General features: G+C 71.4%; 20 protein-coding genes. 7 read left to right on the forward strand and 13 right to left on the reverse strand.

Annotated elements, in window-relative coordinates; all coding sequences use genetic code 11:
• Positions 1-16: 16 nt before the first annotated feature.
• The gene (locus AC3IX6_RS07335; protein ID WP_489369430.1) at positions 17-490 is read left to right on the forward strand and encodes a hemerythrin domain-containing protein; all 474 of its coding nucleotides are present in this window, start codon (positions 17-19) and stop codon (positions 488-490) included.
• Between the two features lie 18 nt (positions 491-508).
• Here AC3IX6_RS07335 and AC3IX6_RS07340 read toward each other — a convergent pair whose 3' ends face one another.
• A complete protein-coding gene (locus tag AC3IX6_RS07340) occupies positions 509-727 on the reverse strand; it encodes a hypothetical protein (protein ID WP_327303778.1) in 219 nt (72 codons plus the stop codon).
• Positions 728-948: 221 nt separating this feature from the next.
• Here AC3IX6_RS07340 and aroD point away from each other — a divergent pair, with 221 nt between their 5' ends.
• Both aroD and AC3IX6_RS07350 read left to right on the forward strand, forming a co-directional pair.
• Positions 949-1,686, forward strand: coding sequence for a type I 3-dehydroquinate dehydratase (gene aroD, locus AC3IX6_RS07345; RefSeq protein ID WP_489369431.1), 738 nt, complete (start codon positions 949-951; stop codon positions 1,684-1,686).
• A 250-nt stretch (positions 1,687-1,936) separates the two neighbouring features.
• Positions 1,937-4,156: a terpene synthase family protein gene (locus AC3IX6_RS07350; protein WP_489369432.1), complete on the forward strand. Its 2,220-nt coding sequence runs from the start codon at positions 1,937-1,939 to the stop codon at positions 4,154-4,156.
• Between the two features lie 87 nt (positions 4,157-4,243).
• Here AC3IX6_RS07350 and AC3IX6_RS07355 read toward each other — a convergent pair whose 3' ends face one another.
• The 7 genes from AC3IX6_RS07355 to AC3IX6_RS07385 form a co-directional block, all read right to left on the reverse strand.
• Positions 4,244-5,488 carry a GNAT family N-acetyltransferase gene (locus AC3IX6_RS07355; RefSeq protein ID WP_489369433.1) on the reverse strand — a complete coding sequence of 415 codons (1,245 nt, stop codon included), beginning with the start codon at positions 5,486-5,488 and terminating at the stop codon, positions 4,244-4,246.
• A gap of 73 nt (positions 5,489-5,561) precedes the next feature.
• Positions 5,562-6,851 carry a YncE family protein gene (locus tag AC3IX6_RS07360; RefSeq protein WP_489369434.1) on the reverse strand — a complete coding sequence of 430 codons (1,290 nt, stop codon included), beginning with the start codon at positions 6,849-6,851 and terminating at the stop codon, positions 5,562-5,564.
• Positions 6,852-6,972: 121 nt separating this feature from the next.
• Complete coding sequence (locus AC3IX6_RS07365; RefSeq protein ID WP_489369435.1) at positions 6,973-8,136, reverse strand: XdhC family protein; 1,164 nt, start codon at positions 8,134-8,136, stop codon at positions 6,973-6,975.
• A gap of 81 nt (positions 8,137-8,217) precedes the next feature.
• On the reverse strand, positions 8,218-9,681 hold the full coding sequence (locus AC3IX6_RS07370) for an NCS2 family permease (protein ID WP_489369436.1): 1,464 nt from the start codon (positions 9,679-9,681) through the stop codon (positions 8,218-8,220).
• A 372-nt stretch (positions 9,682-10,053) separates the two neighbouring features.
• Positions 10,054-12,459 carry a xanthine dehydrogenase family protein molybdopterin-binding subunit gene (locus AC3IX6_RS07375; RefSeq protein ID WP_385367680.1) on the reverse strand — a complete coding sequence of 802 codons (2,406 nt, stop codon included), beginning with the start codon at positions 12,457-12,459 and terminating at the stop codon, positions 10,054-10,056.
• Between the two features lie 2 nt (positions 12,460-12,461).
• The gene (locus tag AC3IX6_RS07380) at positions 12,462-13,070 is read right to left on the reverse strand and encodes a (2Fe-2S)-binding protein (RefSeq protein ID WP_385367681.1); all 609 of its coding nucleotides are present in this window, start codon (positions 13,068-13,070) and stop codon (positions 12,462-12,464) included.
• 2 nt (positions 13,071-13,072) lie between these two features.
• Entirely contained in the window at positions 13,073-13,969 is an 897-nt protein-coding gene (locus tag AC3IX6_RS07385; protein ID WP_250744166.1) for an FAD binding domain-containing protein, read from the reverse strand.
• 254 nt (positions 13,970-14,223) lie between these two features.
• On the opposite strand from AC3IX6_RS07385, the gene AC3IX6_RS07390 reads away from it, so the two are divergent.
• Together AC3IX6_RS07390 and AC3IX6_RS07395 are read left to right on the forward strand one after the other, a co-directional pair.
• Entirely contained in the window at positions 14,224-15,903 is a 1,680-nt protein-coding gene (locus AC3IX6_RS07390; RefSeq protein ID WP_266885523.1) for a PucR family transcriptional regulator, read from the forward strand.
• Positions 15,904-16,102: 199 nt separating this feature from the next.
• A complete protein-coding gene (locus AC3IX6_RS07395) occupies positions 16,103-16,888 on the forward strand; it encodes a hypothetical protein (protein ID WP_489369437.1) in 786 nt (261 codons plus the stop codon).
• A gap of 449 nt (positions 16,889-17,337) precedes the next feature.
• Here the strand turns inward: AC3IX6_RS07395 and AC3IX6_RS07400 are convergent, their stop codons facing one another.
• Positions 17,338-18,012, reverse strand: a complete 675-nt coding sequence (locus AC3IX6_RS07400; protein ID WP_489369438.1) for a GntR family transcriptional regulator — start codon at positions 18,010-18,012, stop codon at positions 17,338-17,340.
• 112 nt (positions 18,013-18,124) lie between these two features.
• On the opposite strand from AC3IX6_RS07400, the gene AC3IX6_RS07405 reads away from it, so the two are divergent.
• Positions 18,125-19,021 (forward strand): (2Fe-2S)-binding protein, encoded by an 897-nt coding sequence (locus tag AC3IX6_RS07405; protein WP_489369439.1) that lies wholly within the window; start codon positions 18,125-18,127, stop codon positions 19,019-19,021.
• 15 nt (positions 19,022-19,036) lie between these two features.
• On the opposite strand, the gene AC3IX6_RS07410 is transcribed toward AC3IX6_RS07405, so the two are convergent.
• Positions 19,037-19,426, reverse strand: coding sequence for a VOC family protein (locus AC3IX6_RS07410; protein WP_489369440.1), 390 nt, complete (start codon positions 19,424-19,426; stop codon positions 19,037-19,039).
• Between the two features lie 366 nt (positions 19,427-19,792).
• On the opposite strand from AC3IX6_RS07410, the gene AC3IX6_RS07415 reads away from it, so the two are divergent.
• The gene (locus tag AC3IX6_RS07415; protein ID WP_489369441.1) at positions 19,793-20,878 is read left to right on the forward strand and encodes a DUF2637 domain-containing protein; all 1,086 of its coding nucleotides are present in this window, start codon (positions 19,793-19,795) and stop codon (positions 20,876-20,878) included.
• 71 nt (positions 20,879-20,949) lie between these two features.
• On the opposite strand, the gene AC3IX6_RS07420 is transcribed toward AC3IX6_RS07415, so the two are convergent.
• From AC3IX6_RS07420 to AC3IX6_RS07430, 3 genes are all read right to left on the reverse strand, one after another.
• Positions 20,950-21,336, reverse strand: a complete 387-nt coding sequence (locus tag AC3IX6_RS07420; protein WP_489371362.1) for an ATP-binding protein — start codon at positions 21,334-21,336, stop codon at positions 20,950-20,952.
• Between the two features lie 209 nt (positions 21,337-21,545).
• Positions 21,546-23,288 carry a pyruvate dehydrogenase gene (locus AC3IX6_RS07425; RefSeq protein ID WP_489369442.1) on the reverse strand — a complete coding sequence of 581 codons (1,743 nt, stop codon included), beginning with the start codon at positions 23,286-23,288 and terminating at the stop codon, positions 21,546-21,548.
• 72 nt (positions 23,289-23,360) lie between these two features.
• The gene (locus AC3IX6_RS07430) at positions 23,361-24,245 is read right to left on the reverse strand and encodes a protein phosphatase 2C domain-containing protein (protein ID WP_489369443.1); all 885 of its coding nucleotides are present in this window, start codon (positions 24,243-24,245) and stop codon (positions 23,361-23,363) included.
• Positions 24,246-25,445 lie beyond the last annotated feature (1,200 nt).

The following is a 25,445-nucleotide window of genomic DNA, read 5'->3' on the forward strand; positions in this document are numbered from 1 at the left end:
GATCAGACTGAGCCGCATGTGCCACTACTGCGGCTGCCGCGAGATCCCCCTGATCAAGGAGTTCATCGCCGAGCACGAGGCGGTGACGAACGCCGCGGGCGACGCGCTGCGCGCCCTGGACTCGGGGGACCTCCCGAGGGCACGGACCCTCGTCGCGGAGATGACGGCCGTCCTCCTCGCCCATTGGAAGGGCGAGGAGGACGGCCTGTTCGCCGTCATGGAGCGGGACCCGGAGTACGCCGCGTACATCGCGGCACTGGTCGGGGAGCACCGCGAGCTGGCGGCCTTCCTCGCCGGCGCCGACGTGGCGGACCCGGCGGACGCCGCGGCCCTGCGCCGTGCGGTGGAGGAGCTCCACCACCACATCGCGAAAGAGGAGGACGGCCTCTTTCCCGCTTCCCTCACCGCCCTGACGGGCGACGACTGGGACCTGTCCATCAAGGCCTGGCGCGCGGCCCATCCCGACGGGGACCTGAGGCCCGCCGGGTAGCCGGTGCGCCGGCCCCGCTTACTTGCTGGTCTGGTTCAGCGCGACCAGCGCCTGCGCCCAGCGCGCGTACTTCAGCTGGCCGAAGTCGGCGACGGTCTTCACGCCGAAGGCCTCCAGCAGCAGCTCGCCGTCCTTGTCGGTGACGCCCTTGAGCGCGGCCACCGGCGCCGCGAGCACCTCCGCGAGCGGCTTGTCGGCCCACGCCTTGTCCAGCACCTTGTCGAGGTCGATCGCCATGAGAGTCCCTTCGGAATTCCAAAGTATGAACTGATGTCACAAACCTAGAACAATCGGACAAGCATCCGGGGGTGCGACACCAGCGCCTTGGGGATCGCCGCCCGCCCGCCCGACCAAGGGGCGGGCGAGCCCCCTCACCCCGATGGATTCCACGTATAATCCGCCCCGTTCACCCTGCACTTCGCGTCGGATATCGGAATCGAAAAGGCTGTGACCAAGAAATGAATTCACTGCGGGCGCTTCTCGACGGCGGGATTCCGCTGGTGGCCGTCAGCTTCGACGACAGCGGAACCGAGCCGCGCGCCCACGCCGCGAAGAGCGCCGGCGTCGACGTGGCCGAACTGCGCGTCGACCGGTACGCGGCGACCGGAACGGACCACGTCCTGGCCCAGGTCGACGAGTTCAAGACGCTGCCGGTCCTGGCCACGATCCGGTCCGCCCGCGAAGGCGGCGAGTGGCAGGGCACCGAGGCGCAGCGGCTCGAACTGTTCCGTGCGCTCGCCCCTCGGGTCGACGCCGTGGACATCGAGCTTTCCTCCGGGGAAATCCTGTCCGAGGTGATCGAGGCCGCCCACCGGCACGACACGGTGGCGCTCGTCTCCTATCACAATTTCGAATTCACCCCGGCCACCGAGGAACTCCAGGCCGTCATCGACGACGCGAAGAGCGCCGGCGCCGACGTGGTCAAGGTGTCCACGATGGTGCGGTCCGAGGACGACGTACGACGGCTGGCCTCGCTCCTGCTGCGCGCCGGAGCCGAGGACACCCGGCTGATCGTCATCGCCATGGGCGAGGCCGGGGCGGTCTCGCGCGTCTTCTTCCCCGCCCTCGGGTCCCGGATCACGTACTCCTTCTTCGGTGCCAGCTCCGCCCCGGGCCAGCTCGACTTCCCCGAGACCTTCGGCCTGCTGCGCAAGTTCTACCCGGCGTTCGACGAGCGGAAGTCCGCCGGGGCCTGAGCCCCCGGCGGCCGGGGAGGGCGCCGGGGAGGCGGCGACCCTCCCCGGCCACCTCCTCGGCCACCTCCCCGGCTGCCTCCTCGACCACCCCTCCCGTCTCCCTACCGGTCACCGGCCCCATCCGCCACAGAACGACGCACACGTCACCTGATGAAGTGAACTCCCCCTTATCCCACCGGCACCCGGGGTAGGGCCCTGCTGATCTCGTGAGGGAACCGACGAGACAGTCAGATGAAAGGCCCACCCTGCCGTGACGCAGCCGTTTCAACTGCCGGATTTCTATGTGCCTTATCCGGCACGACTGAACCCCCACCTGGAGGACGCCAGGGTCCACACCAAGAAGTGGGCCCGCGACTTCGGGATGCTGGAAGGTTCCGGCGTCTGGGAGGAGCGCGACCTCGACTCGCACGACTACGCCCTGCTCTGCTCCTACACCCACCCCGACTGCGACAGCGAGGCGCTGTCCCTGGTCACCGACTGGTACGTGTGGGTGTTCTTCTTCGACGACCACTTCCTGGAGATGTTCAAACGCTCCCAGGACCGCGCGGGCGCCAAGGCCTACCTCGACCGGCTCGGCGCCTTCATGCCGATGGACCTGGCGGACGGGTTCCCCGAGGCCACCAACCCCGTCGAGGCCGGACTCGCCGACCTGTGGGCCCGTACCGTCCCGGCCATGTCGATGGACTGGCGGGAACGGTTCTCCCTGTCCACCAAGAACCTGCTCGACGAGTCGATGTGGGAACTCGCCAACATCAACATCGGCCGGGTCTCCAACCCCCTCGAATACATCGAGATGCGCCGCAAGGTCGGCGGCGCCCCCTGGTCCGCCGGGCTCATCGAATACGTCTCCGCGGAGGTTCCGGCCCGCGTCGCGCACTCCCGCCCCCTCGGCGTGCTGCGCGATTCCTTCTCGGACGCCGTGCACATCAGGAACGACATCTTCTCCTACCAGCGCGAGGTCTCCGAAGAGGGCGAACTCTCCAACGCCATCCTGGTGTTGGAGACCTTCCTCGGCTGCACCACCCAGGAGGCGGCCGAGGCCTCCAACGACCTCCTCACCTCCCGGCTCCAGCAGTTCGAGCAGACCGCCCTCGCCGAACTCCCCCAGCTCTTCGCGGACCACGCGATGAACCCGGCCGAGATCGCCGCCGTCCTCGCCTACGCCAAGGGCCTCCAGGACTGGCAGTCCGGCGGCCACGAGTGGCACATGGTCTCCAGTCGCTACATGAACAAGGAGGCCCGGGCCACCGCCCCGCTCACCCTGCCGTTCATGCCCTCGGGTCTCGGCACCACCGCCCTCGACCTCCGCTCCATCCTCGCCCCCCGCGCCCTGGACATGCGCCGGCGCTCCTTCACCCACGTCCCCTTCGAGCACACCGGCCCGTCGATCGTCCCCGACGTCTACATGCCGTTCCCGCTCACCCTCAGCCCCCACCACACCCGCGCCCGCGAGGAGTCCGTCGCCTGGGCGAGGCAGATGGGCCTGATCGATCCGCAGCCCGGCGACCCCGGCTCGGCGATCTGGAACGAGGAGAAGCTGCGCGGCTACGACTTCGCGCTCTGCTCCGCGGGCATCGACCCCGACGCCACCCCCGAGGCCCTGACCCTCAACGCCTGCTGGCTGACCTGGGGCACGTACGGGGACGACTACTACCCGGTGGTCTTCGCCCAGTCCAAGAACCTCTCCGCCGCCAAGGCCACCACCGCGCGGCTCGTCGCCATGATCCCGGTGGACCACGCCGAGCAGCCGGTGGCACTGACCGCGATGGAGCGGTCCCTCGGCGACCTGTGGGTGCGCACCAGCAAGGACATGACCCCCGAGGTCCGGGCCGAGTTCCGGGCCACCCTGGTGAGCATGCTGCAGAGCTGGCTGTGGGAGATGGAGAACCAGATCCAGAACCGCATCCCCGACCCGGTGGACTACGCGGAGATGCGCCGGCACACCTTCGGCTCGCACCTGACGATGTACCTGTGCCGGCTGGGCCAGGCGGGCCGGGGCATCCCCGACGACATCTACGCCTCGGGCACCATCCGCTCCCTGGAGAACGCGGCCGCCGACGCCGCGTGCCTGATGAACGACATCTTCTCGTACCAGAAGGAGGTGGAGGTCGAGGGCGAGGTGCACAACTACGTGCTCGTCACCCGCAACTTCTTCGACATCGGCTACGAGGAGGCGCTGCACATCTGCCACTCGCTGATGACCCAGCGCACCGAGGAGTTCGAGCACATCGTCGCGGACCAGCTGCCGCTGCTCTACGAGGACTGGAAGCTGGACGCCGGGGCCCGGGCCGGACTCGACGCGTACGTGGGCGAGTTGAAGGACTGGCTGGCCGGAATCCTGAACTGGCACGTGAAGACGGTCCGTTACCGCGAGGAGGACCTGCACCGCCTGGGCGACGGGATCTCCACCGGAGTCCTGAGCTCCGGCTTCGGCATGTCGGCGGCCCGGATCTCCCTGCCCGCCCGCTGAGCCGGGTCCGCGGCGCGGGGGCCGTCCTCCCCCGCCGCGGATCCTTCGCCATGGATCCCTCGCCGCGGATCCTCCGCCGCGGATCCTTCAGAACTCGTCCGCCGTGTGCGGCAGCAGCGCGGTGCGCAGTCCCGCGTCCAGTGCCGCCGCCGCGCCGGGGGTGTGCTCCACCACCAGTGCGGCCGCGGCCAGTTCGACGGCCCGGGTCCCGCCGAGGTAGCAGGCCGCGAGCTCCCGTACGTCCAGGGTCAGGTCCGCGGCCCGGCCCGCGGCGGGCTCGTACGCCGCCCCGTCCGGCCCGGCCGTCAGGAGGAACCGCCCCGCGTTCGCGGGCAGCCGTACGTCGGTCAGCTCCAGTACGAGTTCCACGGGCGCGGCCCACGACCGGGCGGTCAGGGCCGCCGCCACGTCGACCAGCCGCAGCCAGAGCGCCGGGAACGCGGCGGTGACCCGGACCTGGTCCCGGTCGGCGGCGAAGTGCAGCAGCGGGTCGTCGGCCGGCCGGCCCCATGCCGTGACCCGGCCCGTGAGGTCGAGGGAGGCCAGGCACTCCCACAGCGCGGCGGCGGCCTGCGGGGTGTCGGCCTCCAGCTCGTCGACCCGGACCAGGCCCGGGGTCCGCACGCCCCCGGTGTCGCCCTCGGGCTTCGTGCGGTAGAGGACGTAGCCCGCGATCGGCTCGCCGGGCTCCCCCAGGACGATGATCCGGGGCGGGCTGAGCTCCTCGTCCTCCTCGTCCTGCTCGGTGAGCCACTCCTCGGTCCAGCGCCGCTCGCCGCGGGTGGGCCGCCCGGCCCGGACCGCGCGGGCCGCCTCGTGGTACGGGCCCACGACGGCGACGGCTTCCTTGGGGTCCGCGGTGGCGACCAGTCGCAGCGGCCGCCGGTCCGCCTCGATGCGCAGGGCCAGCGGCCGGGTGGAGTCGATCTCGATGGTGGCGCCCTGGGTGGCGCTGCCGTAGCCGAAGCGCCCGTAGATGGCGGCTTCGGAGGCCCACAGGGCGGCGACGGGACTGCCCTGCGCCCCGGCCCGCCGGAGCATCTCCCCCATCAGGGCGGTCAGTACGCCGCGCCGGCGGTGGGTGGGGGCGACGGAGACGAAGGTGAGCCCGGGGCAGGGCAGGTCCGCCCCGGGCACCGAGAGCCGGAAGGCGTGCGCGGCCATGAATCCGACGATCGCCCCGCCGTCGTAGGCCCCGATCCGCAGGCAGTGGCGGAGCAGCTCGTGGTGCCGCTCGCGCCCCTCCTTCTCCGGGCGGTCGTGGAAGACCAGGTACGCGAGCTCCAGAGCGCGGTCGATGTCGGCCTCGGGCACCTCGCGGATCTCCACCATGATCCGGAGACTAATCGGTCATGGCGGACCAGTCACTTCATAAGGGCCGATTCTCGCCCCGTCCGGTGGCCGGTCAGCGCGCCGCGGGCCCCGTCCAGTCCGCCGGGACGTGCCCGAGGCGGATCCGCTGCGGGTGGTCTCCGACGGGTACGGACACCCGCTTCGCGCCGGTGGCGAAGTCGATGGCCGTGACCTGGTCGGCGCCGCTCTCGGAGATCACGCAGCCGGAGCCGTCGCCGTCGACCGTGGCCCAGTAGGGCTTGGCGGCGGGGACGAGGGGGCCTTGCTCCAGGGTGGCCCGGTCCACGACGGTCGCGTAGTCGTCCATGGTCCCGGCGACGCACAGTTTGGATCCGTCCGGGCTCATGGACATGCCGTGGTGGCGGGAGTCGTTGACCCAGGTGGTGCGGTCGGTGCTGGTGGCGGGGTTCTCGGGGAGCGTCTTGATCCGGGTGATCCGGTCGGCGGCCACGTCGTACTCGACGAAGCCGTTGAAGAAGGACACCTGGAAGTACAGCTTCGACTCGTCCGGGGCGAAGGACACGGGCCGCACCGCGTCGGACAGGTCGGAGCGCCCGAAGGCGTCGAGACGGGCCCGCATGTCGATCACCCGGACCGGGCGGAGGGTCTGCGCGTCGGCGACCGTGATCCTGCGGTCGCCCTTCGTCCAGTCCAGCCAGGGCGCGTCGAGGGCGGAGGTCACGTCACCGATGGAGCTGTTCCACAGGAAGCGGCCGTCCCGGGTGAAGGTGTTCTCGTGCGGTTTGTCGCCGGTGGCGAAGGAGCCGGCCTGGCGGCCGCTGGCGATGTCGAGGACGTGCACGGTGTTGGCGGTGGAGGCCGAGACCGCCACGCGGGTGCCGTCCGGGGAGACGGCCATGTGGTCGGCCCGGTAACCGGCCACGGGAAAGCGCCAGTTGATCCGGCCGGTGCGGACGTCGATGGAGACGACGTCGGCGAAGCTGGGACGGGAGGCGACGACGGCGGAACCGTCCGGGGTGGTGTACATGTCGTCCACGAACTGGTCGTGCCCCTCGCCGGCCGTGGCCCGGACTCCCAGGAAGTAGGCGAGTTTCACCGGGTTGAGGTAGATCTCCCGGAGCCGCTCCGCCTTGTCGGGGACCATGTCGATCCGGCCCACCTTGGCCAGGCTCCCGGTGGAGGCGAGGACGTCGGCGGTGCCCTCCCAGTTGTTGCCCACGAACAGGACCTCGCGCGGGCCCGGGCCGGCGGGCCCCGCGCCCGCCGGCAACCCGGCGCCCGCCGCGGGCCCGGGACCCGCCGCGAGGGCGGCCAGGGCCAGCGCGGCCACGGCCGCCAGAGCGGTCAGGACACGGCGGTTGCTCGATCGGCTGGCAGACATCCGGTCAACTCCGTTACGGGAAGACGCTGTTACCGGCCGGTAAGATAGACGGAACAACGAAAGGGCGCAACCCCCACGGGGGTTGCGCCCTTTGCGCACCGTGTTACAGCCCGTCAGCTCTTCAAGCTACGGAACCGATCCTGCTGATCACCGTGTTCGCGACGTCCGGGTGGATCGGGATGTGGGCGCCGGTCAGGGCCGCTCCGGTGCCGCCGCGCCGGTTGGCGACGATCTCGGCGGCGATGGACAGCGCGGTCTCCTCCGGGGAGCGGGCCCCGAGGTCCAGGCCGATCGGGGAGCGCAGCCGGGCCAGTTCGAGCTCGGTCACGCCGACCTCGCGGAGCCGCTTGTTGCGGTCCTCGTGGGTGCGGCGGGAGCCCATGGCGCCGACGTAGGCGACGGGAAGTTTGAGGGCCAGTTCGAGGAGCGGGACATCGAACTTGGCGTCGTGCGTGAGGACGCACAGGACCGTCCGGGCGTCGATCTCGCCGGCGGAGGACTGCTCCTCCAGGTAGCGGTGCGGCCAGTCGACCACGATCTCGTCCGCTTCGGGGAAACGCTTCTTCGTGGCGAACACGGGCCGGGCGTCGCACAGCGTCACCCGGTAGCCGAGGAACTTGCCGATCCGCACCAGGGCGGAGGCGAAGTCGATGGCCCCGAAGACGACCATCCGGGGCGGCGGGACGCTGGACTCGACCAGCACCTTGAGCGGCTCTCCGCAGAGGCGGCCGTCGGCGCCGATCTCCAGCACACCGGTCTTGCCGGCGTCGAGCATGGCCCGTGCCTCGTCGGCGATGGCACGGTCCAGCTCGGGGTGACCGCCGAAACCGCCCTCGTAGGAGCCTTCGCCCCGGACGAGTACGGCGCGGCCCATGAGCTCGGCCGGACCTTCGGCGATCCGGGCGACCGCCGCCGCCTCCCCGCGGGCGGCAGCGGCCAGCGAGGCCGCGAACACCTCCCGTGCGGGAGAGCCCACGGGGACCGGGGTCACCAGGATGTCGATGATTCCGCCGCAGGTCAGGCCGACGGCGAAGGCATCGTCATCGCTGTAGCCGAAGCGCTCCTGGACGGTCTCGCCGTCTTCGAGCGCCTGCTGGCACAGCTCGTACACCGCACCCTCCACGCATCCACCGGAGACCGAACCGATGGCCGTACCGTCACTGTCGACGGCGAGGGCCGCTCCGGGCTGCCTGGGTGCGCTCCCGCCGACCGCCACGACCGTGGCGACGGCGAAGTCACGTCCCTGCTCGACCCACCGGTTCAGTTCTTCGGCGATATCCAGCATGGGGCCTCCTCGGAGGGGTTCAGATTCCAGTATCGGATACGTGGAGGGTGCGGCTCTTGGTACGGATCAGGTCCGCCCGGCTCAGCTGACGCCGAGCCATCCCTCGATCGGGTGGAGCGCGAAGAAGACCAGGAAGATTCCGGTCAGCGCCCACATGAAGGCACCGATCTCGCGCGCCTTGCCCTGCGCCAGCTTGATGACGACGTAGGAGATGACACCGGCGGCGACGCCGGCCGTGATCGAGTACGTGAAGGGCATGATCACGACGGTCAGGAAGACCGGGATCGAGGTGGCGCTGTCGGCCCAGTCCACGTGGCGGGCGTTCTGCATCATCATCGCGCCGATGACCACCAGGGCCGCGGAGGCGACCTCACCCGGGACGATCTGCGTGATCGGGGTGAAGAAGAGGCAGAGCGCGAAGAACAGACCGGTGACGACGGAGGCGAGGCCTGTGCGGGCACCCTCACCGACGCCGGTGGCCGACTCGACGAACACGGTCTGGCCGGAGCCACCCGCGACGCCACCGATGGCGCCACCGGCACCGTCGATGAAGAGCGCCTTGGACAGGCCCGGCATGCGGCCCTGGTCGTCGGCGAGCTTGGCCTCGGTACCGACACCGATGATGGTGGCCATCGCGTCGAAGAAGCCGGCGAGCACGAGGGTGAAGACGATCATGCCGACCGTCATGACACCGACGTCGCCCCAGCCGCCGAAGGAGACGTCACCGAAGAGGGAGAAGTCCGGCATCGAGACCGCGGAGCCCGAGAGCACCGGCGGGCCGCTCTTCCAGGCCTTCGGGTCGATGTCCGCGACGGCGTTCAGGATGGCCGCGAGGACGGTGCCGCCGACGATGCCGATCAGGATCGCGCCGGGGATCTTGCGGGCCTGCAGGGCGAAGATGACGAGCAGGGTCACGCAGAAGAGCAGGACGGGCCAGCCGGCGAGCTCGCCGCCGTGACCGAGGGTGACGGGGGGACCGAATTCCGAGCCCTTGCCGACGAAGCCCGCGTTCACGAGGCCGATGAGGGCCACGAACAGGCCGATGCCCATGGTGATCGCGTGCTTGAGCGCGAGGGGGATCGCGTTCATGATCATCTCGCGGAGGCCGGTGACGACCAGGAGACAGATCACGACACCGTAGATCACACACATGCCCATGGCCTGGGGCCAGGTCATCGCGGGTGCGACCTGCGAGGCGAGCACGCCCGACACGGACAGACCGGCGGCGAGTGCCAGCGGCACCTTGCCGACGAAGCCCATGAGGAGCGTGGTGATGCAGGCGGCGAAGGCCGTCGCGGTGATCAGGGCCGCGGGGGCCATGGTGGTGCCCGCGACGTCCTTGCCCGAAAGGAGCAGGGGGTTCAGCAGGAGGATGTACGCCATCGCCATGAAGGTCGTGATACCGCCACGAACCTCGTTGCCGACGTTGGATCCGCGCTTGCTGATGTGAAAGTACCGGTCGAGCCAAGACAGGCCGGCGGGGGTCGGAGAGCCGTCTCCGGCCTCCTCCGCACTGGTCTTGGGCTCCACAGAGGACTGGGTCATGGTGCCTAACTCCCAAGGTTCAAAGGGGCACCCGCATAAAGATTGGAGACACGGGATTTGGGAAAACGCGTTTGGCTGCACGACCCGGGGTGACGGCCCGAGGCGACGCAAATGGTGCACTGCGTGTACTGCGGGTACTGCGAGGGTTCTGCGGTACGGCTGGTACTCCTGGTGTCACCTGGGGTAGGCGGTGCACCGGGGGGTACTACGGGGGGGTACTGCCGGTGAAAACTTGACCGCGAGCGGTGCGGTGCTGATGACTCCGGACTTCTGCGCTCCGGGCGGTGCGACTGGAAGTGTGACGTTCCCGTGCCACACCGCCCGGAAATCTGGGGGGGTCCGGGGGCCTCGCGGCCCCCGGACCAGGCCGTCCTAGAGAGTGCCGGTGAGCAGTTCCGGACGGATCGGCGTCTTGTTGATCTCCAGACCGGTCGCCGCCCGGATCGCCGCGATGACGGCCGGGGTGGACGAGAGGGTCGGGGCCTCGCCCATACCGCGCAGGCCGTACGGGGCCTTCGGGTCGGCGAGCTCCAGGACGTCGACCGGGATGGTCGGGGTGTCGAGGATGGTCGGGATCAGGTAGTCCGTGAAGGAGGGGTTGCGCACCTTCGCGGTCTTCGGGTCCACGATGATCTCTTCCATGATCGCGACACCCAGGCCCTGGGTGGTACCACCCTGGATCTGGCCGACCACGGAGAGCATGTTCAGGGCCTTGCCGACGTCCTGGGCGGTCGCCAGCTCGACGACCTTGACGAGGCCGAGCTCGGTGTCCACCTCGACGACCGCGCGGTGCGCGGCGAAGGTGTACTGGACGTGGCCGTTGCCCTGGCCGGTGACCAGGTCGAAGGGCTCGGTCGCGGCGTGGCGGAACTCGAGCTCGATGTCGATCGCGTCCTCGCCCTCCAGGATGTCGGCGAGGTCCGCGAGGACCTCTCCGCCGTCCGTGACGACCTTTCCGCCTTCGAGGAGCAGCTCGGCGGTCGCCCACGCGGGGTGGTACGAGCCGTTCTTGCGCCGGCCGATCTCCAGGACCGCCTCGCGGACGGCCTCACAGGTGTTCTTCACGGCGCCACCGGTCATGTACGTCTGCCGCGAGGCGGACGTGGAACCGGCGGAGCCGACCTGCGTGTCGGCCGGGTGGATGGTCACCTGCGTGACACCCAGCTCGGTACGGGCGATCTGCGCGTGGACGGTGATGCCGCCCTGGCCGACCTCCGCCATGGCCGTGTGGACCATCGCGACGGCCTCGCCGTTGATGACCTCGAGGGTCACGCGGGCGGTGGAGTAGTCGTCGAAGCCCTCGGAGAAGCCGACGTTCTTGATGCCGACCGCGTAGCCGACGCCGCGGACGACGCCTTCACCGTGGGTGGTGTTCGACAGACCACCGGGCAGCGCGCGGACGTCCGCGCTCTCGCCGGCGGACTCCCACTGGCGCTCCGGCGGCAGCGGACGGGCCTTGACCCGGCGCAGCAGCTCGGCGACGGGCGCCGGAGCGTCCACGACCTGGCCGGTGGGCATGATCGTGCCCTGCTCCATGGCGTTGAGCTGACGGAACTCGACCGGGTCCATGCCCAGCTTCGCCGCGAGCTTGTCCATCTGGGCCTCGTAGGCGAAGCAGGCCTGGACGGCGCCGAAGCCGCGCATCGCGCCACAGGGCGGGTTGTTCGTGTAGAGCGCGATCGCCTCGATGTCCACGTCCTCCAGGACGTACGGACCGACCGAGAGGGAGGAGGCGTTGCCCACGACCGCCGGGGAAGCGGACGCGTACGCGCCGCCGTCCAGGACGATCTTGCACTTCATGTGCGTGAGCTTGCCGTCCTTGGTGGCGCCGTGCTCGTAGTACAGCTTCGCCGGGTGACGGTGCACGTGGCCGAAGAAGGACTCGAAGCGGTTGTAGACGATCTTGACCGGCTTGTTCGTGGCCAGGGCCAGGAGGCAGGCGTGGATCTGCATCGAGATGTCTTCGCGGCCACCGAACGCGCCGCCGACGCCCGAGAGCGTCATGCGGACCTTCTCCGGCGGCAGGCCCAGGACCGGGGCGATCTGCTGGAGGTCCGAGTGCAGCCACTGGGTGGCGACGTACAGCTCGACACCGCCGTCCTCGGACGGCACGGCCAGGCCGGACTCCGGGCCGAGGAAGGCCTGGTCCTGCATGCCGAAGGTGTACTCGCCCTCGACGATGACGTCGGCGCGCTTGCGGGCCTCTTCCACGTTGCCGCGGATGATCGGCTGGCGGTGCACGATGTTCGGGTGCGGGACGTGACCGATGTGGTGGTCGTCACGGCCCTCGTGGATCAGCGGCGCGCCCTCGGCGAGGGCGGAGGCCTCGTCCGTGACGAGCGGCAGCTCACGGTAGTCGATCTTGATCTTGGCGGCCGCGCGGCGGGCGGTCTCCGGGTGGTCGGCGGCCACGAGGGCGACCGGCTCACCGTGGTGACGGACCCGGCCGTTGGCGAGAACCGGGGTGTCCTGGATCTCGAGGCCGTAGTTCTTCATCTCGGCCGGCAGGTCGTCGTACGTCAGCACCGAGTAGACACCCGGCATCGCCAGGGCCTCGGAGATGTCGATCGAGACGATCTCGGCGTGGGCCACGGTGCTGCGGAGCGTCTGGCCCCACAGCATGTCCTCGTGCCACATGTCCGAGGAGTACGCGAACTCACCGGTCACCTTGAGGGTGCCGTCCGGGCGCAGCGTGGACTCGCCGATGCCGCCCTTGTTGTGCTTCTGCGTGACGTTGGTCGGCGTACCCGCCGGGACCGTGCGCGTGTTCTGGGCCATGGTCAGACCGCCTCAGACTGACGGGCGGCCGCGAGGCGGACCGCGTCGAGGATCTTCTCGTAGCCCGTGCAGCGGCAGAGGTTGCCGGACAGGGACTCACGGATGTCCTGGTCGGACGGGGAGGGGTTCTCCTCCAGCAGCGCGTCCGCCTGGACCAGGAGGCCCGGGGTGCAGAAACCGCACTGGACGGCGCCGGCGTCGATGAACGCCTGCTGGATGGTGGAGAGCTCGACGCCCTCGCCGGTCTGGGAGTCGCCCGGCTTGGCCTGCCACTGCTTGGCCGCGTCCAGGGAGACGCCGCCCTTGCTGCCGCAGCCGCCGCCGGTGCCGCAGGCACCGCCGTGGCCGTGCTCGTCGCGCTGCTTGGCGAACTCCGCCAGGCCCTCGACGGTCACGACGTCGCGGCCCTCGACCTGACCGGCCGCGACCAGACAGGAACAGACCGGCACGCCGTCGAGACGGACGGTGCAGGAACCGCACTCGCCCTGCTCACAGGCGTTCTTCGAACCGGGCAGGCCCAGGCGCTCGCGCAGGACGTAGAGAAGGGACTCGCCCTCCCAGACGTCGTCGGCTTCCTGCGGACGGCCGTTGACAGTGAAATTGACGCGCATGATTACGCAGCCCCTTCAAGCGAGCGGCCGTTGTTCGAACCGCGGTACTGCTCCCACGTCCAGACGAGCTGGCGGCGAGCCATGATGCCGACCGCGTGGCGACGGTACTTCGCCGTGCCGCGGACGTCGTCGATCGGGTTGGCCGCGCCGGAGGCGAGGTCACCGAACTGCTTGGCGATCGACGGGGTGATGACCTTGCCGGACTCCCAGAAGCCACCCTCTTCGAGCGCGGCGTTGAGGAATTCCTCGGCGGCCTTCGCCCGGATCGGGGTCGGCGCGGCCGAACCGATACCGGTACGGACCGTGCGGGTCTCGGGGTGCAGCGCCAGGCCGAACGCGCAGACGGCGATGACCATCGCGTTGCGGGAGCCGACCTTGGAGTACTGCTGGGGGCCGTCCGCCTTCTTGACGTGGACGGTCTTGATGAGCTCGTCGGCGGCCAGCGCGTTGCGCTTGACGCCGGTGTAGAACTCGTCGATCGGGATCAGGCGGGATCCGCGTACGGACTCCACCTCGACCTCGGCACCCGCCGCGAGGAGCGCGGGGTGGGAGTCGCCGGCCGGCGAGGCGCAACCGAGGTTGCCGCCGACACCGCCGCGGTTACGGATCTGCGGGGACGCGACCGTGTGCGAGGCGAGCGCGAGTCCCGGAAGCTCCGTGCGGAGGTTCTCCATGATCTGCGTGTACGGGACGGAGGCGCCCAGACGTACCACGTCCTCGCCGACCTCCCACTCCCGCAGGAGACCGATGCGGTTCAGGTCCAGGAGGTACTCCGGCCGACGGTGGTCGAAGTTGATCTCGACCATCACATCGGTGCCACCCGCAATCGGCACAGCTGTGGGGAACTCGGCCTTAGCGGCGAGCGCCTCCTCCCAGCTGGCGGGGCGAAGGAAGTCCATGTGCGGCTCTCTTCTTCTTAATCGGGTCGTTCACTTCAAGCCAGGAGGCCGTTGGGCCCTCGACTGGTCGTTCACGTGCTGTTAACGCGGTGTGGACTCAGTACAGCGGCCATCCGTCCCTCGGGTGCAGTCACCGAAACCATGAAGGAGTTGGCTGGGGACCTCCCTCGTCTTGTAGATTCGTATGAAAGGCAGGATGCGACGACCTGCCCGATTTCCAACGGCAACATTCGAGACAGATCGGCGGCGACATCATGCGGCTGCGCGCACTGCTGGAAACCGAGGCGCTGGGGCTGCGGCTGCTGGGCGGCGAGGAAGAACTCGACCGGACGGTCCGCGGGGTCATGACGACCGACCTGAGGGATCCCAGCCGATACCTATCCGGAGGGGAACTGGTCCTCACTGGCCTGGCATGGAGACGAAATTCGGCCGACTCCGAGCCGTTCGTACGAATCCTCGCGAGCGCCGGCGTGGCCGGGCTCGCGGCCGGCGAGGCGGAGCTGGGTGACATTCCCGACGACCTCGTCACGGCGTGTCTGCGCAACCGTCTCCCGTTGTTCGCCGTAAACGAAGACGTTGCATTCGCCACCATCACCGAGTACGTGGTGCGGCAGGTGTCGGGAGAGCGCGCCGGGGACCTCGCGGCCGTCGTGGACCGCCATCGCCGGCTCATGACCTCCGGTCCGGCCGGTGGCGGACCCGATGTGGTGCTCGATCTGCTCACCACGGACCTCGATCTCCGGGCCTGGGTGCTCTCGCCCACGGGCCGGCAGATCGCCGGGGCGGGCGAGCCGCTGGCGCCGGGCATCTGCGCGGCACTGGCGAGCGAGCACCTCGCGGCGGTCCGGACGGGCCGCAGGGGCCCGCACCGGATCTCCCTCCAGGGTATTACCTACTCCCTCTTCCCGATCAGGGGACACGGGCGCGGCGCCGCAGGTCCGGCGGCCCGGGACGTCCGCGAGAGCGTGCTCTCCGACTGGCTGCTGGCCGTGGAGGCCGACGCCGGGGACTGGCCGGCCGAGCGGCTCGACCTGCTCCAGGGCGTCACCCAGCTGATCGCCGTCGAGCGGGACCGCCGCGACGCGGCCCGTACGGTGCGCCGCCGGCTGGCCCAGGAGGTCCTGGAGCTGGTCCAGACGGGCGCTCCGCCCGCCGAGATCGCCGCCCGCCTGCGGGTGGCCGCGCCGGTGCTCCTGCCCGGTCTGGGCACCGCCCCGCACTGGCAGGTCGTCGTGGCCCGGGTGGACTGGGACGGCGGTGACATCGCGGGCGGCCCCGTAGCCCAGTCGCTGCTGGAGGAAATCCTCGTAGACCCCTCCGTCTCCGGTCCCGAACCCTCGGACCGGATCGCCGTCGCGCACGCCGGGGACGAGGCGATCGCCCTCGTACCGCTGCCCGCGCCCGCCGGGGAGCCCGGCGAGGAGAAGGGCCCCGACACCGCCCTGCACGCGGAAACGCTGCTCGCGGCCGTACGGGACCCCCTGGCGGCCGGGCTCGCCGACGACGGCCGGCTCACCCTGGGCGTCAGCGCGGCCGTGTCCTCCGCCGAGGGCCTGCGCGGAGCCCTGGAAGAGGCCCGGCACGCCCGCCGGGTCGCTGCGGCCCGCCCGGGCCGGGTCTGCGCGGCCGGGCACCACGAGCTGGCCTCGCACGTCCTGCTGCTCCCGTTCGTCCCGGACGACGTCCGCCGCGCCTTCACGGCCCGGCTGCTGGACCCGCTGCGGGACTACGACCGCCGCCACCGGGCGGAGCTCATCCCCACCCTCGAAGCCTTCCTGGACTGCGACGGCTCGTGGACCCGCTGCGCGACGCGGCTGCACCTCCACGTCAACACGCTGAGGTACCGGGTCGGGCGAATCGAGCAGTTGACGGCGCGGGACCTTTCCCGGCTGGAGGACAAGCTCGACTTCTTCCTGGCACTGCGGATGAGCTGAGAAGATCCACCGCCTGACCGGCCGGGGGGCCGGTCGGGACCGAGTGGGGGCCGAGTCCGGGCCGGGCGGGGGCGGCTGATGATCCGTCCGGACTTTGTGAAAGAGTTCACCCGACCCCTTGGCCGAACCTGCCGATCCGTGCTCTCATTTCGCCCCAGGGCTCAACGACGTGCTGCTTGGTTGCTTTGGGGAGGGCAATGTGGCGGATACCGCCATGTCCAGTGCCGGAACTATCGGGGGAGACGACCCCCTCCAGCGGGCGATATGGCGGCTGCGCTCGCGCGGCTGTTGGACCGACGCGGCGGCCCTGCTGACGCCGCACCTGCACGATGCCGGAGCCGCCGTACAGCGGACCGGACTACTGGTCGAACGCTGCCTCTTCACCGGGCAGGGCTGGGCCGAGGCGGAAGACGCGCTGCGCGTCGCCGAAGCGGTCTCCCAGGACGACGACGACCGGGGCGCGGCCGCCTGCGAGCGCGGGCACCTGGCGTACGCGGCGACCGTACTGGGCGTGCGCGACCGGGCCGACGAGGCCCGCTCCGCCCTCGGCCGGGCGGCGGCACTGCTGTCCCCGGGCTCCCGCACCCGCCCCCTACTGGACTTCCGCCGGGGCCTGGTGGCCGAACACCTGGCGGACGCCCCCTCCTCCGCCCTGCCGGCGTACCGGCGGGCCCACGCGGGCGCCCTGACCCACGGCGACACCCTCCTCCTGTCCTTCACCTGGCGGCACCTGGCGGCGCTGGCCCTGCGGGACGGGGAGGTCGCCGAAGCCCGCAAGGGCTTCGCGGAATCCCTCCGCATCCGGGAGGACCTCGGCTTCCTGATCGGCACGGCCCCCGCCCTGGCGGCCCTGGCCGAAGCCGAACCCGAACCGGAAGCCACCCGCCTCCGCGCGGAGGCCCGCCGCCTCTTCCACCTCCTGGGCGGCATCCCCACCTGGCTGGCCGACCAACTCCACCCCACGCCCACGCCCACGCCTTCCTGACGCGCCGCTCGCGCGGTGCGGCCCTGGCGGGCCTCACCGGCATCGCGCCGCTGCGCCGGACTCCGTCCGGCGGTGGCCGGTCGGTGTGCCCGCCACCGCCGTCCCGGCGCCGGTGTGCGGCTACAGCCGGCTCGGCCCTGCGGGGCTGAGTCCCCGACCCGCCCTTCCACCGTTCCCCGGGCGCTGCCCGGACCCGCGCCTCAAACGCCGGCGAGGCTGGGGGACACCCCCGGCCCCGCCGGACGGGCCCCGGGCTCCGCCCGACCCCCTGGGGCTCCGCCCCAGACCCCGGTCCTCAAACGCCGGACGGCTGAAATGCTCCCCACCCCGGCCCCGGCGCCGACCCCCGCAGCCACCACGACACGACCCGCCACATACAGGCCGACGCCGGCCACAACCCAGCCCCGCCGGCGTTTGAGGCGAACCCCCGGCCCCGCCCGGGGAATGGGTCAGCGGGACGTGAAGTGGGTGCGGATCAGGGACTCCGCCTCCGCGAGGTTGCCCGTGGAGAGGGCCGCCAGGACCGCCACGTGCTCCGCCGCGTCCGCGACGAGGTCCGCCCGCCGGATGCGCCGGGGCCCCGGCAGGGGCCACTGGGAGCGCCGGTGGAGGTCCTCCGCCACGAGGAGGAGCTGCGCGTTGCCGGCCAGCGAAAGCACCGCCCGGTGAAACGCCCGGTCCGCATCCGCATACCGCGCCGAATCCCCCGCGGCGGCCGCCGCCTCCCCCTCCGCCGCCGCAGGCACCACCGCGGCCCAGTCCCCGGCCGGCACCGTACGGGCCAACCGCAGCATCACCGGAACTTCGAGCAGCGCCCTGACCTCGGCCAGCTCCGCCAGCTCCCCCGGGGTCCGGGTCAGGACCCGGAAGCCCCGGTTCGGGAGGCATTCGACGACCCCCTCCAGCGCCAGCTGCTGCATCGCCTCGCGCACGGGCGTCGCGGAGACCCCGAACCGCTCCCCCAGGGCCGGGCCCGAGTAGATCTCCCCCGGTGCCAGCTCACCCGCGAGCAGCGCCGCGCGCAGGGCGTCGAGGATCTGCCCGCGCACGGAGTGGCGCACCACTTTGCGGTCCTGCTGTGCCGGTACCCGGGCTCGGGCCGTATCGCGCACTCGGTCCTCCACGGGTTTCGACCTGCCCCGAAGAGTAACCCTCCTTCCCACACCCCACACAGATCAGGTAAGGTAAGGCTTACCTGTTAACGATCGTGTGACTCGGTGATTCGGTGGTTCGCGCATGACCGTCATGACCGTCAGGGCCGACGCTGCCGCCACGGCCGACACGCCCACCCAGGGCGGCGTCCGCCACGCCGGCTCTCCGGTGGCGGACGCCTACGCCCGGCTGACCGGGGCCTACGGCGGACTGCGCGTCACCGAGCTCGCCCCGCACGAACCCTCCCCTCGCGGTGTGGGGTGGGTCGGTGCGGACGAGCTCGCGGCGGGCGGCGACGCCCTGGAGACGTTCCTCGCGTGGGACGAAGCGCAGATACTCCGCGACTACGGGCGCCCGGGTCGCGCCGACGTGGTGGCGGGGTTCGGGCTGCACCGGTACGCGTGGGAGGCGTGCCTGCTGTTCACGGCTCCCTGGTTCCTGGACCGGCGCGTGCCGCTCCTGCCCCCGGAGGCCGTGTCCTTCCACCGGACCGACGGCCGGATGGCCGTCCGCGTCCACTCCTTCGCCTGCCTGCCGGACGACCCGGCGGCCGCGCTCCCCGGGGCCCGGGTCGTGCCCGACGAGGACGCGCTGCGCGCGGAGGTACGGGCTGCGGTGGCCCAGCACCTCGAACCGGTCATGGAGGGCTTCGGCCCGCGGACGCGGCGCGGACGGCGCGCCCTGTGGGGCATGGTCACCGACGACGTGGTCGAGAGCCTCTGGTACGTGGCCAACCTGCTCGGCGAAGCCGAGGAGCAGCGGGCGATGCGCGAGCTGGACACGCTCTTCCCGGGCTCGACCGCCCCGTACACCGGTGGCGCGGGCTTCCGCACCCTCGAAGCCCCTGGCGGCCGGCAGCTGCCCACCCGTGACCGGGCGAGCTGCTGCTTCTTCTACACGATCCGCCCCGACGACACCTGCGCCACCTGCCCCCGCACCTGCGACGCGGACCGGATCGCCCGCCTGACGGCGGACAGCTGAGAATCGGCCCGACGCCTACGGCGCCAACGTGCGCAGTACGCAGAACTCGTTGCCCTCGGGATCGGCCATGACCACCCAGCTCCGGTCCGGCCCCTGGCCCACGTCCGCCCTGGTGGCGCCGAGCCCGAGCAGCCTGGTCACCTCGTCCTCGGTACTGGCGTCGATGGGGCTGACGTCGAGGTGCAGCCGGTTCTTCACGGTCTTGCCCTCGGGCACCCGGACGAACACCAGGGTCGGCGGCATGTGACGGGCCCGGATGTCCTCGACGGTCGGCACCCAGGAGCCGATCTCGACCATGTCCTCGCGCTGCTCGATCACCTTGAAGTCCAGGACTTCGGACCAGAAGGCTGCGAGCCGCCCGGGATCGTGGCAGTCGACGGACAACTCGGTGAACCTGCTCGTCATGAATCTCCCGGACAGTGCGGACCCGCGGCATCGCCCATGGCGCCCACGGCATCCACGGCCACGGCGCTGACCGCGCCGACGGTCGGCCAGTGTCACCCACCCGGGCGTACGGCCGCCACCGAGTTTGCGCGGCGCCGCCTCCACGACCCCAACCCACCCGTCCGGCTGACGAGAATCGAACTCAACTCACCCAGTACGAGCGGACGTTCGATCCGCAACACCCTATCCGGCGGGCTCCGCCCCTCGTTGGCGTCCACTTGCCCCGAAACCCGCGTGTACGGCTCACCGGCTGCGCCACTATGGCGCCCGGAAAGCCGCACCGGCCACAAGCCGAACAGCCGCATACGCGAGGCAAGGGACAACCGCATGAGACTGACCGACATATCGCTGGACTGGCTGCTGCCCGGCAGCCTGCTGATCCTGGGCGTACTTGCGGCAGTGGCGGTACTGGCCCGGGGCAAGCGCGAAGGCGAGAAGGCAGGGGTGGCCGAGGACAGCTGGGAGCGCAGCGAGGAGCGGCGGCGGCGCAAGGAAGCCGTCTACGGGACCGCCTCCTACGTCCTGCTCTTCTGCTGCGCGGCGGTCGCCGCGGCGCTCTCCTTCCACGGGCTGGTCGGCTTCGGCCGGCAAAACCTCAACCTCTCCGGAGGCTGGGAGTACCTGGTCCCCTTCGGTCTCGACGGCGCCGCCATGTTCTGTTCGGTGCTCGCCGTCCGCGAGGCCAGCCACGGCGACGCGGCCCTCGGTTCGCGCATGCTGGTCTGGCTGTTCGCGGGAGCCGCCGCCTGGTTCAACTGGGTGCACGCCCCGCGCGGCCTCGGCCACGACGGGGCTCCGCAGTTCTTCTCCGGCATGTCGCTCTCGGCGGCCGTGCTCTTCGACCGCGCCCTGAAGCAGACCCGCCGGGCCGCACTGCGCGAACAGGGCCTGATCCCGCGGCCGTTGCCGCAGATCCGGATGGTTCGCTGGCTGCGGGCCCCCCGGGAGACCTTCGGTGCGTGGTCGCTGATGCTGCTGGAGGGGGTCCGCACGCTCGACGAGGCCGTGGACGAGGTGCGCGAGGACAAGAAGGAGAAGGAGAACGACCGACACCGCCGTCGGGAGCAACACCGCCTGGACCGGGCGCACATCAAGGCGCTCGGCCGGCAGAACCGGGCGTTCGGGCGCGTGGCCCGCGCCCGTCAGGTCGAGGTGCCGGGGCTGGCCCCCGGAGCGGGCTCCGCGCCGGTCGGCGCGGAGCCGGCCATAGCGGAAACCGGACAGCTGCCCCTACGGCGCCGGCCCTCCCTGCAGGCCGTGAGCGGAACCGAACCCCATCACACGGCTGATACGGCCATCTCGGCCACCGGCCCCCGGACGGTGGACCTCACCGCCGAGGACGATACGCAGACGCTCCCCCGACTCGACTCCCTGGAACGCAAACTGAAGGACCTGGAGCAGCAGTTCGGCTGATGCGGCCGATGCTGTCGATGTGACGGGGTCCGGGCCGTCCGGGATCCGCGTCGCGGGGTCCGCCCGATCACTCAGGCGGGCCCCGCTTCCTTCGCCCCGTCGAGCTCGAACCACACCACCTTGCCGCCGCCCAGCGCCAGCCCGAGCGCGTCCACGCCCCAGGCGTCGGCGAGCGACTGCACCAGCACCAGTCCCCTGCCGTGCGTACCGTCGTCGGCGGACGGTACGTGCGGCCGGGGCCGGCGGGCGGCGTAGTCGCGGACCTCCACCCGCAGCCGGTCGGCGGCGAGCGTCGCGGAGACCTCGGCGCCCTGATCGGTGTGCACGAGCGCGTTGGTGACCAGCTCGGTGATCAGCAGCTCGGCCACCTCCGCGGCCTCCGCTCGGCACCGATGGCGCATCAACTCCCTTAAATCCCTGCGGACTTCACCGACCGCTTTCAGATCGGCCCGCCGCACGCTCCGGGTGATTCCGGATGCGTGCACCGCCGTCCCCTCCTCGGCCGACGGTTCGCGCGGCACCGGCCGCCCTCTCCGCCACAACTTCCCGGCCTTCGCCCCCACCCGCACGGCGATGTACCTCCCGTATGCCCGCTGCCCCGACGGCCCGCCTGTCGAACAGGCCTACGGGATGCATGCCCCCCGGGGGAATCCGCACGCATCCAGGCTCAAGGGCGCGGCACGTTACGGAGGTTGGATCGCGCCATCTGGATCATCCGGCCCACCCCGCCGTCCAGCACGATCTTGCTGGCCGAAAGTGCGAATCCGGTCACCATTTCAGCGCTGATCTTCGGTGGAATGGACAGGGCGTTGGGGTCCGTGACCACGTCCACCAGAGCGGGCCCCTTGTGCTTGAAAGCATCCTTCAAAGCCGCTGTGAGCTGCTTGGGCTTCTCCACCCTGACCCCGTACGCGCCCGCCGCACGGGCGATCGCCGCGAAGTCGGGGTTCTTATTCGTCGTTCCGTACGAAGGAAGGCCGGAAACCAGCATCTCCAACTCGACCATGCCGAGGGATGAGTTGTTGAAGAGGACCACTTTGACGGGGAGGTCGTACTGCACCAGGGTGAGGAAATCTCCCATCAGCATGGAGAAACCACCGTCGCCCGACATCGACACCACTTGACGTCCGCGATCGGTGAACTGTGCGCCGATGGCCTGCGGAAGGGCGTTGGCCATGGAGCCGTGACTGAAGGATCCGATGATGCGGCGCTTTCTGTTCGGGGAAAGATAGCGCGCCGCCCATACGTTGCACATGCCTGTATCCACGGTGAACACAGCGTCTTCGTCGGCCAGTTCGTCGAGCACCGCGGCCACGTACTCAGGGTGGATGGGCGTGTGCTTCTCCACCTTGCGCGTGTACGCCTTCACCACTCCCTCCAGGGCGTCCGCGTGCTTCTTCAGCATCCGGTCGAGGAACCTGCGGTCCGTCTTGGCCTTCACCCGGGTGTTCAGCGCGCGCAGGGTCTCCCGTACGTCGCCCCAGACCGCTAGGTCCAGTTTGGTGCGGCGGCCGAGGTGTTCGGGCCGGATGTCCACCTGGACGATCTTGACGTCGTCGGGGAGGAAGGCGCTGTACGGGAAGTCCGTGCCGAGCAGGATCAGCAGATCGCACTCGTGGGTGGCCTCGTACGCCGCGCCGTAGCCGAGCAGCCCGCTCATGCCGACGTCGTACGGATTGTCGTACTGGATCCATTCCTTGCCGCGCAGGGCGTGCCCGACGGGGGCCTTGACCCGGCCGGCGAACTCCATGACCTCCGCGTGCGCACCGGCGGTGCCGCTGCCGCAGAAGAGGGTGACCCGGTCGGCCTCGTCGACGAGCCGGACCAGCTTGTCGATCTCGCCGTCGCCGGGCCGGACGGTCGGCCGCGCGGTCACGAGCGCCTGCTCGGTGCTCTGCTCCGGGGCGGGCAGGGAGGCGATGTCCCCGGGCAGCGACACCACGCCGACGCCGCCGCGCCCGATGGCGTGCTGGATGGCGCTCTGCAGCACGCGGGGCATCTGCCGGGGGCTGGAGATCAGCTCGCTGTAGTGGCTGCACTCGGTGAACAGCCGGTCGGGGTGGGTCTCCTGGAAGTAGCCGAGGCCGATCTCGGAGGAGGGGATGTGGGAGGCCAGCGCGAGGACCGGGGCCATGGAGCGGTGGGCATCGTAGAGCCCGTTGATCAGGTGGAGGTTGCCGGGTCCGCAGGAGCCGGCGCAGGCGGCGAGGGAGCCGGTGATCTGGGCCTCGGCGCCGGCCGCGAAGGCGGCGGTCTCCTCGTGGCGCACCTGGATCCACTCGATGCCGCCGGTGCGGCGGATCGCGTCGACGACGGGGTTGAGGCTGTCCCCGACGACTCCGTACATCCGGCGCACGCCGGCGCGCACGAGGATGTCGATGAACTGCTCCGCCACGTTCTGCTTGGCCATGGAGGGGGCGCCCTTCCCTTTTCCGGTTCGGCTCTGCCGCGTGCGCCTCCCATCCACGCACGATCCGCCCGGTTACGCCTCCCAGACCGCGGCGGCCGTCCGGTCGTCGGCGTACCCCTTGAGGCGCAGCTGGGTGTCCGCGAGGAAGGCGGCGAGGCCCGGCGGGGATGCGTCGGCCCAGCGGGCGGCGAGCTCGGCGGAGAGCGGCTCCTCCTCGCGCATCGGGTCCGCGAGGCCGCCGGAGCACAGGAGCAGGGTGTCCCCGGGCCGGGCCACGGAGGCCCGGAAGCGGAAGCGGAATCCGGCGGGCTCGGCGGGCGGGGCCGAGGGGGCCGACGGGGCGGGGGCCACCGGGGTGGGCGCGGGCTCCTCCAGGTCCCGCCACTGTCCGTCCCGGAGCCGGAACAGTCCGCCCGCGCCCGCGCCGAAGCAGACCCGGGTGCGGCAGCCGGGGTCGACCGGGAGCAGCACTCCGCGCAGGCCGGCCGTGTAACCGTCCTCCGGGAGCCCGAGCTCGGCGGCGCGGGCGCGCAGCTGCCCGTAGCCGCGGTCGGTGAGCCGCTGGAGCCCTGAGCGCAGGGCTTCGCGCCGGCCGTCCCGGATGTCCTGCGACAGCCGCTCCTGGCTGCGCCCGACGGCTCCGGCGACCGAGCGGCACACCTCGGCGGCGGCTTCGGCGGCCCCGGGCGCGGCCCGGTCCCCGCCGGCGAGCACGACCAGGACCAGCGCGTCGGGGCCGCTGCCGAAGCGGGCGGTGAGCAGGAAGTCCCGCCGGGCCTCGCCCCGGAACCGGGCGGAGTCCCCGCGCACGGAGGCCGCGCGCAGCGTGTAGCCGCCGTACTGGGCCCCCTCCAGCACGGTGTCCGGGGTCAGTGCGACGAGCCCGGCCGGGTCGGCGGCGGGCAGCGCGATGGGCTCCGCGGCGTAGGTGGGCGGCCGGTCCCCCAAATGCGCCACGACGGGCCGCGGCACCCCCAAAACCCCGACCCCACCCGCGACCCCGTCCCCGGAGCCCCCTCCTTGACCACGCCCCGCCGGGCCCCCGTGGCCCGGTCCCGTCCGGCCCTCCTGACCTGCCTCACCATCCGGCCCGCCGGACCCGGCCCCGCTTCCAGAGCCCGACCCGAAGCCGACATCGGCACCGCCCCCGGACACGGGAGCGGAACCCCAGCCCGCCCCGGAGCCGGGATGCGACCCCAGGGCAAAGCCGGTCTCAGGACCGGAAACGGATCCGGACCTGGGATCTGAGCCAGGACCCGACCCGGAGCCGAGGCCAGTGCCTGCCCCGGAGCCAAGGTCGGAACCAGTGCCGGACCCGGAGCCGAGGCCGGAACCAGTGCCGGACCTGGGGCCGGAGCCAAGGCCGGTGCCGGAGCCGGAACCGAGGCCGGTGCCGGAACCAGTGCCTGACCCGGGGCCGGTGCTGGGGCCGGTGCTGGGGCCGAGACCAGTGCCGGAGCCGAGGCCTGACCCGGTGCCGGCGCCGGGGCTTGAACTGGGGCTGGCACCCGGGCCGGAACTGGGGCCCAGGCCGGAACCGGAACTCGTTCCGAGGTCGGGTCCGAACCTGCGGTCTGCATCGGACCCGAAGCCAGACCCGGTCCCTAGACCGGAGCCGGGGCCGGAACCTGAAGCCGGGGCAGACGCGGAAGCGGAACCCGATCCTGGGGCCGAGCCCGGGGCCGAGCCGGGGCCCGGACCCGTCCACGGACCCCGACCGGCATCCGCGCCCGCACCCGATGTCGGGTCGGACACGTCCGGGCCCGGGTGCCCTGCTCCGGCGTACGGGCCGTCGGGGGCGCGTCCGACACCCGCCGGGTCCGGGGCCGGGGGCGCGGCCTCCGTGGTCGCATCGTCCCGTAGGCCCCAGCTCCAGTCGGACGGCTCCCCCGCCTCCTCGGCGGGCAGCGCGGGCGGCACGGCGACGCTCCCGAGCGCGTACCAGGTCTGGCCGCCCTCCCGGGGATCCCGCGGCGGCGGCAGCACCGAGCCGCCGTACGCCTCCTCCGGCCCCGACGTCCCCGCCTCCGGCCAGGAAGCACCCACGGGCGGCTCCGCCTCAGGCACCAACCCTCCAACGGCCGCGGGCGACTCCACCACGGGCCGGGGAGCAGGCCCCGCCGGCCCCGCTACCCCCTCGGGCACCGGGCCGCGATC

Source organism: Streptomyces sp. GL_141, assembly GCF_057834385.1.

What these genes read in the sequence shown, in the direction of transcription:
- AC3IX6_RS07370 (WP_489369436.1), bottom strand. Translation starts at nt 9,681, where the DNA reads ATGACCCAGTCCTCTGTGGAGCCCAAGACCAGTGCGGAGGAGGCCGGA.
- AC3IX6_RS07355 (WP_489369433.1), bottom strand. Translation starts at nt 5,488, where the DNA reads ATGGTGGAGATCCGCGAGGTGCCCGAGGCCGACATCGACCGCGCTCTG.
- AC3IX6_RS07375 (WP_385367680.1), bottom strand. Translation starts at nt 12,459, where the DNA reads ATGGCCCAGAACACGCGCACGGTCCCGGCGGGTACGCCGACCAACGTC.
- AC3IX6_RS07390 (WP_266885523.1), top strand. Translation starts at nt 14,224, where the DNA reads ATGCGGCTGCGCGCACTGCTGGAAACCGAGGCGCTGGGGCTGCGGCTG.
- AC3IX6_RS07380 (WP_385367681.1), bottom strand. Translation starts at nt 13,070, where the DNA reads ATGCGCGTCAATTTCACTGTCAACGGCCGTCCGCAGGAAGCCGACGAC.
- AC3IX6_RS07360 (WP_489369434.1), bottom strand. Translation starts at nt 6,851, where the DNA reads ATGTCTGCCAGCCGATCGAGCAACCGCCGTGTCCTGACCGCTCTGGCG.
- AC3IX6_RS07340 (WP_327303778.1), bottom strand. Translation starts at nt 727, where the DNA reads ATGGCGATCGACCTCGACAAGGTGCTGGACAAGGCGTGGGCCGACAAG.
- AC3IX6_RS07365 (WP_489369435.1), bottom strand. Translation starts at nt 8,136, where the DNA reads ATGCTGGATATCGCCGAAGAACTGAACCGGTGGGTCGAGCAGGGACGT.
- AC3IX6_RS07335 (WP_489369430.1), top strand. Translation starts at nt 17, where the DNA reads ATGTGCCACTACTGCGGCTGCCGCGAGATCCCCCTGATCAAGGAGTTC.
- aroD (WP_489369431.1), top strand. Translation starts at nt 949, where the DNA reads ATGAATTCACTGCGGGCGCTTCTCGACGGCGGGATTCCGCTGGTGGCC.
- AC3IX6_RS07415 (WP_489369441.1), top strand. Translation starts at nt 19,793, where the DNA reads ATGAGACTGACCGACATATCGCTGGACTGGCTGCTGCCCGGCAGCCTG.
- AC3IX6_RS07410 (WP_489369440.1), bottom strand. Translation starts at nt 19,426, where the DNA reads ATGACGAGCAGGTTCACCGAGTTGTCCGTCGACTGCCACGATCCCGGG.
- AC3IX6_RS07425 (WP_489369442.1), bottom strand. Translation starts at nt 23,288, where the DNA reads ATGGCCAAGCAGAACGTGGCGGAGCAGTTCATCGACATCCTCGTGCGC.
- AC3IX6_RS07385 (WP_250744166.1), bottom strand. Translation starts at nt 13,969, where the DNA reads ATGGACTTCCTTCGCCCCGCCAGCTGGGAGGAGGCGCTCGCCGCTAAG.
- AC3IX6_RS07405 (WP_489369439.1), top strand. Translation starts at nt 18,125, where the DNA reads ATGACCGTCATGACCGTCAGGGCCGACGCTGCCGCCACGGCCGACACG.